A 12,267-nucleotide genomic window follows, 5' to 3' on the forward strand; every position below is an offset into this window, starting at 1 on the left:
ACTATTCCTAACATACTCACCCGACAACTATTACCGTCCCGGTATTCCGTATAATCTTGCCGCTATCGGGTCAGGTTCGGCCGGCACGGCCCGCGTCGACGTCGATCGCGTCCACGGGACAGACGTCGACACAGAGCATGCAGTCGATACACTGGGCCTCGTGGGTCGGGTCGGCCTTGATCTCGCTCTCGGGGTGATCGGGTGAGTCGACCCACTCGAAGACGTCGACGGGACAGTCCTCCAAGCACGCGCCGTCGGCGATGCAGATGTCGAAGTCGACCGCGACATGCGTACCGTGGATCCCCAACTCCTCGGGCTCGTCGACCGGCCCCCAGACGTCGTGACCCTCGTGTTCGTCCACCGTCTCGCGGTTCTGTTCGAATTCAGGGTCGATAGCCATAACAGACGACACTCACGACAGCCGACTATTTAACTCTTCGACCGAACGGGATCGGTCACGGCGGGGCGAGCAGCGTCGAGATCCGCGCGTTCTCCTTCAGATGGATCCCGCCGGACGGAACCGACAGCGGGACGCGCTCGATCTCGCGGACGAACAGCGTTGGATGGAACGCGCCGCGCTCGCGCAGTTCGTCCCGTGTCTGGAGGACGAGCGGTTCGTCGGCATCGACTTGTTCGTTGAATTCGACGAGATACTGGCCCGCTTCGAGCCGCCACCAGCCGTAGTCGTCCTCGGCGTTTCGCTTCTCCGTTCCACGGGGTGTCGTGCTCGCAGCGTCGAGTTCTCCACCGCCGAAATCCACGCGCCCCGGCGTCTCGATCTCGTGGACGGCCGCGAGCGTCAGATCGAGTCCCACGTCATTGACCTGTGTCTCCTCGTGGACGATCCCCGCGACGTACTCGGTGAGTTCCGCGCCCGTCATGGCGGCGATAGCACGTCCGGGGACGAAAACGTACGGGTCAGAAAGAAAGCCGATGGCTCAGAGAAAGGGAAGCCAACGACTCAGGAGTGGGCGTAGTACGCGACGGTCTCGCCCTCGTTCTGGGCGTCGATGCGCGCGAACCCGATGCGCTCGAACTGGACCATCTCGTCGGGGTCTCGACTGGCGATCCCGGGTTCGGCACGACCCTCGACGTCGCCCTCCATCGTTCGCAAGAGGACCGTGCGGTTGTCGTCGGCCGGCACCCAGTGTACCACGGGGACGTCCTCCTCGCGAACGACGTCGATGTCGGTGCCGACGAACTCGAAGGCGTCGCGCGTGTGGCGCACACAGCCGTAGCCCTTGAGCCAGACGCGCTCGCCGTTAGCTGGGACGTCGTCGGGTTCGATCAACACCGCCCCCTCGACGGGGATCTCACGAACGCCGCGATCCTCGTGATTGGGATGGACCGGCGGTTCACCCGTTTCCGGGCCGCCGACGACAGTCTTCTCGACGCCGTCGCGAACGAGGAAGGCACGGTCGGTCTCCTCGTCGATGCGCTCGCGGTTGGCGGCGTAGATCGCGCTCATCGCCAGATCGACGTTGCTCGTCGAGGTGCCGAGCGAGACCATCGCCTCGGTGATGGCGTCGCCACGGATGCCACGCCGGCGGAGGCTCGCGACCGTGGGCGCGCGCGGGTCGTCCCAGCCGTCGAGGTCGCCCGCCTCGACGAGTCCCTTGATCGTCGAGGTGCTCATCTTCACGTCGTAGGCGTCGATCTGGACGTGGCCCCAGTGGGTCACGTCGGGATACTCCCAGCCGAAGTAGTCGTAGAGGAACCGCTGGCGCTTGGCGGAGTCCTGAAGATCGATGCCCCGGATGATGTGCGTGACCCCGAACAGGTGGTCGTCGATGCCGGATTGGAAATCGAGCAGGGGCCAGCAGCGATGCTCACTGGCTGCCTCGCGGGGGTGTGGCGTGTCGATCATCCGAAAGGCGACCCAGTCGCGGAGCGCCGGGTTCTTGTGCTCGATGTTGGTGCACACCCGGAGGACCATCTCGCCGGCGTCGTACTCGCCAGCGACCATCGCGTCGAACTCCTCGCGCGTCGTCTCTGGCGCTTTTTCCCGATGCGGGCAGGCCTCGCCCGAGTTCTTCAGTTCGGAGAACTCCGCGGCGGGACACGAACAGGTGTACGCGCCGCCGAGATCGATGAGTTCGCGCGCGTGCTCGTAGTAGGTCTCCATCCGGTCGGAGGCCCTGGCCACTTCGTCGGGCTCGAAGCCCAGGTAATCGATCGCGTCGAGAATGGCGTCGTAGGCCGCGAGGTCAGGACGTTTGGTCTCGGGATCGGTATCGTCGAACCGGCAGAGCATCCAGCCGTCGTAGCGATCCTTGTAGGTGCCGATGACGGCGGGCATGCGGGCGCTACCGAGATGCCAGGGTCCGTTCGGGTTGGGTGCCAGCCGCATTCGGACCGCACCCTCCTCGGCGTTCGGCAGGTCGGGCAGCGGATGGTCGTCGCCCTCGTCATCGGCTTCGAGATCGGCGAGCAGGTCGGGCGCGAGCGCTTCGAGGCGCTTCTGTCGGCCCTCCTCGTCGAGTTCGTTCACCCGCGAGACGACGGGAGCGACGACACCCGGTACCTCGTCGCCGTGCTCCTGAAACTCGGGGTTCTCGCCCATCAGCGGGCCGATCACCGCGCCGACGTCGGCCTCCTCACCGTGTTTGACCGCGTTGAGCAGGGCGTGGCGCTCGGCCTCGTGCTCGACGCGCTCGCGAAGATCGTCGTCCATTGGGGATGGCTCAGACGCGGGCGATGAAAACCCGTCGGGTTTCGGTGGCCCGTGGCGGGTGCGGTTGCGGTGCCTGGCGGATGAAGGGCGAGCGACCGAACGAATGTGAGGGAGCGAGGGCTTCTGCGGTGCGGTCGGTGGTTGCGGCGCTGTGCGGTTTGCGGGAAGCGTAGTGTCCGCGCGAATGAAATGAGCGCGGTTCACCGCGAGTGAGCGCGCAGCGCGAACGAGCGGGACCTTTTTAGCGTAGCTTTTTGCAAGGAGTGGTGCGCGAGCCGCAGGCGAGCGCACCCGACGCAGTAAAAAGGTACCTAGGCGACGTTGTAGCCCTTGTCGCGGAGGAAGTCCTCGATGCGGCCGGTGTGATTGCCCTGGAGTTCGATGGCGTCGTCCTCGATGGTGCCGCCACAGGCGAACTTGGATTTCAGGTCCGAGGACAGACTCGACATGTCGACGTCCTGTGGATCGAACCCTTCGACGATCGTTACCTCCTTTCCGTATCTACGCTCGTCGATGCGGATGGTGATCTGCTGGGACTCTCTGGCGACGTCTTCGCAGACGCAGAGTTCCTCGGGCAGGCCGCACGTCGAGCAGACTTCCGACATTACACTGGGAGATATGAGACGGCCATATTAAATACTGTCGGGACCTCGCTCGCGCGAACGCCGAAACCGACCGAGTACGGGGGTGCGCTCGCCGCGGAGCTCCTTGACCAACGCTCGCGCCTCGGTGGCGTCGGCGTCACTCACTGCCTCGCCGTAGTGAGCACGCTCGAAAATTGCGCCGACCCGGCGGGCGCGGTCGTCGGCGTCGATCGCTGCGAGATATTCTCGCGGCGTCTCGCCGTCGCGACGCGAGCGGTGCTCGTCGGCAAGCAGGTATTCGAGGCGCTCGAAGGCCGCCTCGACCGTCGCCGTCGGCGACCCGCTCGGCCAGTAGCGCAGCCAGAGCGCGCGGTAGAGCCGCTCGGCCAGCCCGGTACGATGTGCACCCGCCGCGAGACCGACGAGCGCGACGAGCGCGAACGCCACCTGCTCGCGCGACGGCGAAGGGAGTTCGGGTAGTGGCGACGAGTCCGCGACGAATGTCGTACCACCCGCCGCACCCCCGCCGGCCGGCGTCGCCGAGCCGTTGGCTGCGTCCGCCTGATCCTGTTCGGCGGCGCGCTGGAGGCCGGCCGGGTTGGCCGCGTCGTTGGCAGCCGAATCCTCCGCATCGGCGCTTCCGCCGGCGGGCGTCGCTTCGGGCGTCGGCGTCCATTCACCGTCCTCCGATCGGTTGGTGTCGACGTTCGACTCGTTGCCCGCGCGCGCATTTTCGAGATTGCTACCTTCGACGGCCGAGCGCGGCCCGGCCGGCGTCGGATCGAAGCGCACCCAGCCGGTCTCGGGGAAGTAGACCTCGACCCAGGCGTGGCTGTCGAGCCCGCGGACGACCCACTCGTCGCGCGCGACGCGCTGGCCCGGCGTGTAGCCCGTCACGAACCGTGCTGGGATGTCCTGGGTTCGCAGCATCGTCGCCATCGTCGTCGCGTAGTAGGTGCAGTAGCCGGCGTTCATCTCGAAGAGGTACGAATCGGCGATGGAGCCGTCCGGCCGATCCACGTCAAGCGAGTAGTTCTTCGACCCTTCAAGCCAGCGCTCGATGGTACGGGCGGTGTCGTAGGGGTTGTCGGCGTTGCTCGTGAGGCGGTCGGTCCGGTTGGCGACGCGCTCGGGCGTACTCTCTGGTAGCTGTGTGTATCGGCCCCGGATTCCATCGGGATAGTCATCGCCGGCCGAGCGCAGCTCGTCGGCCGTCCAGTTCGGTCGCTGACTCGTGACCGTGTAGCTCGTGCCGTTCGCCAGCGTCCCGTCGGGCTGGATGCCGGCGAGCGACGTCACACGTGCGTTGTCGGCCGACGCGCCCGAGAGCTCGCTCGGTTTCCACGCCGCCGGCATGATCGAGAGCGACGTCTCGGCCGTGTAGTTCTGCGTGAGCCGTGTCGCGTCGCCCGGCGGACCGGCGAGCGAGCCGTTGTAGGGGCGGTCGTCGCCGGTTCTGACCCATCCCTGGCCCGTGTAGCGGTCGTAGCTCGCTACGCGCCAATACTCTTGACTACTGCTCTCGACGGTGAACCGGACCTTCGGCGAGAGCGAGATCGAGCCCTGGACGTTCACCTCGTCGCCACCCGTGAGCAGGCCGGCTTCGACCGTCTCCAGACCGCCACCACCGGAGGACACCATCGGATCGGCAGCACCGCCGGGAACGACGCTCACGAGCGGCGCAAGCACGATCATCGCCGCGAGCACGGCCACGAGCGTTTCGACCTGGCCGACGCTCCCCCGGTGGCGTTCGAGCTCTCCGAAACCGACGACGCCGGCGGCACCGACGATGCCGACGAGGGCGACGGTCGGTCCCGCATCACCGGTGAGGACGAAGAAACCGAGCGCCACGCCACCGCTGATCGCACTGGCGACGTAGTGTCGCCGCAACGCGAGATACCACGTCAGAAACGTCGGCGCGGGCGCGAAACCGATCGCCCAGACGCCCGCCTCCGCAATGCGAAGGATCGAGAGGCCCGTCAGCAGCGCGATCACGTCCGCGCGCACCGCGTCGAACGACCGGAGAAGCAGCTCGCCGTTCGGCACCGCCTGAACGTAGCCCCAGAGTCCGACAGCGAACAGTCCAGCGGCGAGGATGGGTGCGAACGCCGCCGGCAGGAAGCGCGCCAGCACCGTCGCCGCGAGCAGACTACCGGCGACGAACAGCACCAGCCGGTCGGTACCGCCGGCGACGTCGGTGACGTGCGAGAGAACGGCGAGAAAGGAGCCCATCAGCAGCGCCGTCGCGCCGAGGGCGAGCGCGCGCCGCGCGCCGTCGCCGATCCACGAACGCTCGGTCGCGACACTCACGACTCCGCCCTCCCGGTAGCCACGGCGTTCGCTGCTGTGCCGATCGACTCGAAGGGGAACTCGCGACCATCGACCGTGAGCCGCGTGCCACGATCGTCGGTGAGTACGCGGAGATCGGCCTCGTGCTCGACACGGCCCGTGCCCGCCCTCGCGAGCGCGCCCAGCACCCGCTCGCGCTGTTGCTCGCCACCGGTCCGTTCGACCTCGCCGTCCGGATACTGGAGCGCGACGGCGAAGCCGGCATCGAGCAGCGAGACGGCGACGCTCGCGGCCGCGCTCGCCATCTCGTCGGCGTGGCCGGCGGTCGCCTCGGCGGCGACCGTGAGGGCGGTCAGCTCGCGCGTCCCGTCGAACTCCATCACGACGAGATCGTCGCGTTTCGCGCTCGATTTCCAGTGGACGTCGCGGAGGCTGTCGCCGCGGACGTACTCGCGAAGCCCGTCGAACCGCTCGCGCTTGTCGGCGCGTTCGGCGAACCCGCCGACGACGCCCATATCACCGATGTCGTGAAGTTCGGGATAGACGAGAACGGGCGTGCGCCGCGGATACTCGAAGGTACGGGAGAGCAGGCCGAACGCGTCGGTGACAGTGAGTGTGAGCGGCCCGAGTCGGTGGTCACCGCGCTCTCGAAGCTCGATTTCGTACTCGATCGTCGTCGGTACGCTCAGGGTCGCCCCGTCGAACGTCGATTCCAGCCCGTCGCCGACCTGCTCGGAGAGCCGTGCGGCGAGCGGGTCGTCGGTCTCGATGGCGAGTTCGATACGGCGCGTCTCACCCGGAAAGCCGGCGGCGGGCGGGCGACGCCGGATGGTTGGGCGGTCGGCGAGCAAGAGCTGGACGGCGGCCGCGACGAGCGCGACGAGCGCCGGGACGACGAGCGCGTTCAGCGAGCGCGCGCCGAACGTGATGGCGAGCCAGACGGCCAGTCCAACCAGCGCGACCAGCCCGAGCGCCCGGCGCGTCGGTCTCATTCGACCCGAACCGACGACAGCGCCGCCCGGATCACGTCACGGCCCGTCTCGTCGCTCTCGCCGACCGGCCGGACCCGGTGGGCGAGGGTGACGACCGCCTCGTGCTGGATGTCGTCGGGAACGACGTACTCGCGCCCGTCGAGGGCAGCCCGTGCCTGTGCGGCACGCAGCAGCGATAGCGATCCGCGCGGGCTCACGCCGAGCTGGGCGCGCTCGCGGGTGTGGTTGGCAAGTCGGGTGACGTACTCACGAACGGGCTCGGCGACAGTGATCGCCGCGACCCGCTCGCGGGCGGCCCGGAGCTGATCGAGGCTGGCGATCGGTTCGAGGGTCTCGATCGGATGGGTGCCGACCACGTTCTCCAGCATCGCCGATTCGTCGTCCGGGGTCGGATAGCCGAGTTCGAGCCGTTTCATGAACCGATCGACCTCGGCCAGCGGGAGTTCGTACGTCCGATTGCGCTCGACGGCGTTCTGCGTCGCGATCACCGTGAAGGGATCGGCGAGCGCGTGCGTCGCGCCGTCGACGGTGACCTGCTGTTCTTCCATCGCTTCGAGCAGCGCGCTCTGGGTCTTCGGCGGCGCGCGATTGATCTCGTCGCCGAGGACGACGTTGGCGAAGATGGGGCCGCTACGGAACTCGAACTCCCGCGTCTTCTGGTTGAAGACGTTCACGCCCGTCACGTCGGAGGGGAGCAGATCGGGCGTGAACTGGACGCGGTTGAACGAACTCTCGAACGAGCGCGCGATCGCCCGGGCGAGCATGGTCTTGCCTACACCGGGCACGTCTTCGAGCAGGACGTGGCCGCGCGCGAGCATCGCCGTCACGATATGCTCGATGGCGTCGTGGCTGCCGACGATCACCTCCTCGGTGTTCTCGATGACGGAAGTGGCGAGCTCGCCGGTTTCGGCGATCGAGAGACGGGGTTGGCGGTCGGTCGCGGCGGTCGCGGGCCGCCCGCCATCGGTGTCGGCGTCCGCATCCGTCATGGCTGCGGCGACGTTGGGGCGCTCGGACGGGGGCTGAAACACTCGTACCGACGCATATAGCCGTCTCTGGGACCGGGCGCATGTAACGTTGCTGATTCACAGGAATTGTCACGCACACCAGACCGGCGATGGATCGAAGCCAGCGACGGGATTCCAGAAAGAAGTTATAGCCGCTTTCCATACCGCCGGCCGATGGCCCTCTCCGAGGAGGCACAGGAGCGTCTCGCCGACGTGGTGGCCCTCCAGCCGACGAAGAACGGCGAACTCGAGGAGCACTGGGGGATGGACAGCGGCAGCGAAGTCCACCAGTATCTCGAAGGTGAGCTCAAAGCGTACTACTACCGCGACGAAGACAGCCTGATCCGTGCGACCGCCGACGCCGCCGATCTCGTGGGGGCCGAGACCGAAAACGACGGCCCACGAACGGTGACAGTACCCGCACTCCAGGCACAGGTGTTCGCCGTCGTCGCCGACGAGGACGACCGCGCCGAGAGCGTCGTCTCGGTCCTGCACAGCCTCCGCGACGCCCACGACATCGACCCCGCGCCCGAGGACGTGCGCTCGGCGCTGCGCGGGCTGGCCCGCCGCGGCGTCGTCGACGTCGTCCAGAAGACAGTGCCGACCTTCCGGCTGGCCGTCGAGCGCGAAGACGTGGTCGTTGAATCGCTTGACGAGTGATTATAAGCGAGAGTGGACTTGCGACCAAAACAGATATTTGCGTGCTATAAGATGAACAGGTATGAAAAGTGACCAAACACCAACTGGGTTTGGACTTTACGACCTTTTAACTAAGGTTATCCCAGGCGCATTTCTATTCATCTTTGCAACTTTTAATTCAGGTGATGTATTAGATATTTCTATTGCTATAGACCCAACCATTATATTAATAATATTCTCAACTATTTCGATTATTATTGGGATTGCTATTCAATTGAGCAGAGAACAATTTCGATTGATTCCCCGAGATATAAGGTATATTTGTTACGAACTGTCTGACAACAATGATTTCCTAGGCAAGGGTGACACAATCCGTCGGTATCTACCTCTTGTCCCAAACGAAGGAGTGAGAATAATAACAAACAACAAATATTCTTTTTATTCTATTTTGAATGGTTATGGTTTAAACAATGATCCAGACAATCTCAGAGAGTTATATTTGATGTTACTTAGTGATATAGAATCGGACCTCAGTAGTCGAGCGTATCGAGATAAGATGACGATGGAATTTTGTGCCAATATGGTGTTTTCATCTATTGGTGCGCTTATATTTGCTACGATTGGAGCAATGAATGGGACTGCACCCGACTATTCACTATTTATCTCAGTTATTTTTGCTATACCTAGTTTATTTCTATTCACACCATTCACATTCTCTCTGGAGCGAAGATGGGCGAGTGCGCTGATTAGGGAATCAATGCTAGCTACAGACACGCCAGTAGAATACGGCACCGATAGCGACATTCGTCCTTGTGACGAATGAATGGGGCTGAAGAATCCTCCAACAAATGAGTTAGTTCATCTTGCTACGCAGCCGTTGGCGTTCCCGCCGGTCATCCAACAACCGCCGAATCGCCTTCCCTGGCCCACCTTCTATCGGCCAACCGCGCGAGCGCCACGTGGGTGGTTCGGGCTCGAATTTCGGACAGGAGCCCGCACACTCGGCGGCGCTCTGGTGTTTTCCTTTCGCCGCACACCACGGCAGGGCAGTCCGGCCGGACTCGCGCAGTTCGAAATGCCGACAGTCGGGGCGCATCGTGTCGGCGTACGACCGCCAGCCGCGCTCGTAGGCTCGCTCGGCGATGGCGAGTCGTTTCTCGGCCTTCCAGTCCGAATCAGCGAATTCGACGGTCGCCGCGCTCTCGTCGCCGCTGGCCCGGTCGGTGATCCGCGTGCCCGCTTCGCCGGCGGCGAGCGATCGGGGATGCCAGGCGACGCTTGTGGTGTCTTCGTCGTCCGTGTCGACAACCAGGACGCCCGCTTCGACGGGGAAATCTTCCAGGAGAACGGGTTCGATCGAGTGCTCGGTGCTGGCGGTGGCGACCCAGACCTCGTCACAGAGCGCGAGCGCCACGTCGCGTTCGATCTGTCCGGCGAGGGCGCGCGCGGCGCTCGCGTCGAGATCGGGTTTGTTCTCGATGGCAACGATCCGCTCGACCCAGTTCGGATAAGCCCACTTCCGCCGGAGTTCGATGCGATTGTTCTGCCGGCGAGTTTCGATGATGCCGCGGCCAGCGGCTCGATGGATCGCTTCACGGACGTATCGCCAGGGAAAATCGGGCTCGGGAAGCGCGTCCCGATACCACGTCCACGATTCGGGGGCGTTTCTGACGACACGGAGCAGGTCGCTATCGAGCGCACGGGTGCCGAAGTGAGCGCGCCGGGCGAGTGCATCCCTGTCGGCTTCGATTATCACCGTGTCCCAGCGCCGGTGTTTGGTGCCGAGCTGGCGCGCGACGATCGCCACCGTGTCGGGATCAAGCTCGCCGTCGGGTGGCCAGTTGCGCTCGGCCCAGCCACACACCCCGAGTTCGAAGACGAACTCGCTGTCGGGGCTCACATCCCGTCGGCCGCCGGCCCGTCAGTAGTCCACATCGTCGATGTAGTCGTGGGCCTCCCGGAAGATGTCGCGCGGGCCGTCCTGGGTGATCGTGTTGAGCGCCTGCTCGTAATCGCGCCACTGGTGGTCGCGATGTTCGTGGGAGAGCTCGGCGCTGGCCTCGGCGGACTCGGCGATGAACAGGTGCACCGTCTTGTGGATGGTTTCGCCGCCGGCCTGAAACACGTAGTCGTACTCGCGGCGGAACCCGTCGAGGAGCCTGAAATCGCTGATCCCCGATTCCTCCGTTACCTCTCGAATCGCCGTCTGCTGGAGTTCTTCCTCGCCCTCGACGCCGCCTTTGGGGAACTCCCAGTCCCCGGGGCGGCTCTTGAGCAAGAGATACTCGCGGCGGCCTCTCGTGTCGCGAAAGAGGATAGCCCCCGCGCTCGTCGCTTCGACTGCCATTGAAGTGACTATTCGGGCAGCGTTTAATTGGTTGTTGTTTCACCGGGCGACGCGGCCAACCGGGGCCGTTTTGAGCGGTCGGGGACTCACTACCGAGTATGCCTTTCGTCACGAAGCTCGCCCTCACGAGCGGCGACCGGGGCGCGCTCGATCGCACGGTTACGGAGATCAAAGAGAGCGCCGCCCGCAAGGGCGTCGAGTTCGGCGGCCCGCACGCGAGTCAACCCCGCCAGCAACGCGCCCCGCAGTCGAAACGACTCTCGACATCCGGCGGGCGGTTCACCGACTGGACCTACACGATCTACTCGCGTACGATCGAGATCGTCGGCCACGACGAGTTCGCCCGCAGCGTCGCCGATGGTGGGTTCCCCGCCGGCGTCCACGTCGAGATCGACGTCGAACAGGTCCGCTGAGCATCCAGATTTAAGATTCGGGGCCACGCAGCCGGCGTATGCAGGACGCCCGCCACGCCGATCTCGTCGAACTGCGCCGCGACCTCCACCGCCACCCGGAACCCGCATGGCGGGAGTTCTACACCACGAGCCGCATCGTCGAGGAATGCGAGCGCATCGGCGTCGACGAACTCCACGTCGGCCCGGACGCCCTCGCCGACGGCGATCGCACGGCCGTACCCGACGACGCCGAACTCCAGCAATGGTACGATCGCGCCCGCGAGGCCGGCGCACGTGAGGACCTGCTCGACCAACTGAAGGGTGGCTACACCGGCGCGGTGGCGGTGCTCGAACGTGGCGAGGGTCCCACCGTCGCACTCCGGGTCGACATCGACGGCTTGCCGCGCGAGGAATCGGAAAGCGAGGAACACACACCGGTCAGGGAAGGGTTTCGCTCCGAGACGGGCGCGATGCACGCCTGTGGGCACGACGCGCACGCAACCATCGGCATCGGGGTGCTCGAAACAATTGCCGAAAGTGACTTCCAGGGCACGTTCAAGCTGCTGTTCCAGCCCGGCGAGGAGATGGTCGCCGGCGGGAAGCCGATGGCCGACAGCGGCCATCTCGACGACGTGGACTACCTTTTAGCTGTGCACGTCGGCCTCGACCACCCGACGGGCGAGGTCGTTGCGGGCATCGACGATTTTCTCGCGGTCCATCACTTTCGTGCCGATTTCTCGGGTGCACCCGCTCACGCCGGCAACGAGCCGAATGCGGGCGACAACGCGGTCCAGGCGATGGCGACCGCGGTTCAAAATCTCTACGCGATCCCGCGCCACGGCGACGGCCCCACGAGAGTGAACGCAGGGATGGTCGGCGGCGGCAGCGCGACGAACATCGTCCCCGAAGAGGCGTTCATCGAGGGCGAAGTCAGGGGCCAGAGCACGGAGCTGATGGAGTACACCCGCGAGCACGCCGAACGAATCCTCGACAACGCCGCCGCGATGCACGGCTGTTCGCTCTCGCTCTCGACCGTGGGTGGCGCACCGAGCGCCGAAAGCGACGGCGCGCTCGTCGATATCATTCACGAGATCACTACGGGAATGGCGAGCGTCGAGACGGCGACCGAACGCGACGCGCTCGGTGGCAGCGAGGACGCGACCTATCTCATGCGCGAAGTCCAAGAGAACGGCGGGCTGGCGGCCTACGTCTGCGTCGGCACCGATCATCCAGGTGGCCATCACACCGCGACCTTCGACGTCGACGAGAAATCGATCGCTATCGGTGTCAACACACTTACTGATTCGATCCACGAGATCGCCGAGCGACGACCGTAGCTCCGC

General features: G+C 65.1%; 13 protein-coding genes. 4 read left to right on the forward strand and 9 right to left on the reverse strand.

Features of this window, described 5'->3' with window-relative positions; genetic code table 11:
• Positions 1-70: 70 nt before the first annotated feature.
• The 7 genes from C448_RS11440 to C448_RS11470 form a co-directional block, all read right to left on the reverse strand.
• Positions 71-400 (reverse strand): 4Fe-4S dicluster domain-containing protein, encoded by a 330-nt coding sequence (locus C448_RS11440; protein WP_004054966.1) that lies wholly within the window; start codon positions 398-400, stop codon positions 71-73.
• 55 nt (positions 401-455) lie between these two features.
• Positions 456-881 (reverse strand): dCTP deaminase/dUTPase family protein, encoded by a 426-nt coding sequence (locus C448_RS11445; protein ID WP_004054967.1) that lies wholly within the window; start codon positions 879-881, stop codon positions 456-458.
• 80 nt (positions 882-961) lie between these two features.
• Positions 962-2,674: a glutamate--tRNA ligase gene (locus C448_RS11450; protein WP_004054968.1), complete on the reverse strand. Its 1,713-nt coding sequence runs from the start codon at positions 2,672-2,674 to the stop codon at positions 962-964.
• A 311-nt stretch (positions 2,675-2,985) separates the two neighbouring features.
• Positions 2,986-3,279 carry a stress response translation initiation inhibitor YciH gene (gene yciH / locus C448_RS11455; protein ID WP_004054969.1) on the reverse strand — a complete coding sequence of 98 codons (294 nt, stop codon included), beginning with the start codon at positions 3,277-3,279 and terminating at the stop codon, positions 2,986-2,988.
• 27 nt (positions 3,280-3,306) lie between these two features.
• Positions 3,307-5,568 carry a transglutaminase TgpA family protein gene (locus C448_RS11460; protein WP_004054970.1) on the reverse strand — a complete coding sequence of 754 codons (2,262 nt, stop codon included), beginning with the start codon at positions 5,566-5,568 and terminating at the stop codon, positions 3,307-3,309.
• Positions 5,565-6,539 (reverse strand): DUF58 domain-containing protein, encoded by a 975-nt coding sequence (locus tag C448_RS11465; RefSeq protein WP_004054971.1) that lies wholly within the window; start codon positions 6,537-6,539, stop codon positions 5,565-5,567. Before C448_RS11465 ends, C448_RS11460 begins: the two co-directional genes overlap by 4 nt.
• Complete coding sequence (locus C448_RS11470) at positions 6,536-7,528, reverse strand: AAA family ATPase (RefSeq protein WP_004054972.1); 993 nt, start codon at positions 7,526-7,528, stop codon at positions 6,536-6,538. The genes C448_RS11465 and C448_RS11470 overlap by 4 nt, the downstream gene beginning before the upstream one ends.
• 192 nt (positions 7,529-7,720) lie before the next feature.
• On the opposite strand from C448_RS11470, the gene C448_RS11475 reads away from it, so the two are divergent.
• The gene (locus tag C448_RS11475) at positions 7,721-8,206 is read left to right on the forward strand and encodes a DUF5797 family protein (protein ID WP_004054973.1); all 486 of its coding nucleotides are present in this window, start codon (positions 7,721-7,723) and stop codon (positions 8,204-8,206) included.
• 61 nt (positions 8,207-8,267) lie between these two features.
• Complete coding sequence (locus C448_RS16005) at positions 8,268-9,008, forward strand: hypothetical protein (protein WP_152415572.1); 741 nt, start codon at positions 8,268-8,270, stop codon at positions 9,006-9,008.
• Positions 9,009-9,038: 30 nt separating this feature from the next.
• Here C448_RS16005 and C448_RS11480 read toward each other — a convergent pair whose 3' ends face one another.
• Both C448_RS11480 and C448_RS11485 read right to left on the reverse strand, forming a co-directional pair.
• Complete coding sequence (locus tag C448_RS11480; protein WP_004054974.1) at positions 9,039-10,085, reverse strand: DUF5787 family protein; 1,047 nt, start codon at positions 10,083-10,085, stop codon at positions 9,039-9,041.
• Positions 10,086-10,106: 21 nt separating this feature from the next.
• Positions 10,107-10,532 carry a bis(5'-nucleosyl)-tetraphosphatase gene (locus tag C448_RS11485; protein ID WP_004054975.1) on the reverse strand — a complete coding sequence of 142 codons (426 nt, stop codon included), beginning with the start codon at positions 10,530-10,532 and terminating at the stop codon, positions 10,107-10,109.
• Between the two features lie 98 nt (positions 10,533-10,630).
• Here C448_RS11485 and C448_RS11490 point away from each other — a divergent pair, with 98 nt between their 5' ends.
• Both C448_RS11490 and C448_RS11495 read left to right on the forward strand, forming a co-directional pair.
• On the forward strand, positions 10,631-10,945 hold the full coding sequence (locus C448_RS11490) for an uS10/mL48 family ribosomal protein (protein ID WP_004054976.1): 315 nt from the start codon (positions 10,631-10,633) through the stop codon (positions 10,943-10,945).
• A 38-nt stretch (positions 10,946-10,983) separates the two neighbouring features.
• Positions 10,984-12,261: an amidohydrolase gene (locus C448_RS11495; RefSeq protein ID WP_004054977.1), complete on the forward strand. Its 1,278-nt coding sequence runs from the start codon at positions 10,984-10,986 to the stop codon at positions 12,259-12,261.
• The last annotated feature ends 6 nt before the right edge of the window (positions 12,262-12,267 follow it).

Origin of the sequence: Halococcus morrhuae DSM 1307 (assembly GCF_000336695.1) — an archaeon.
GTDB lineage: Archaea > Halobacteriota > Halobacteria > Halobacteriales > Halococcaceae > Halococcus > Halococcus morrhuae.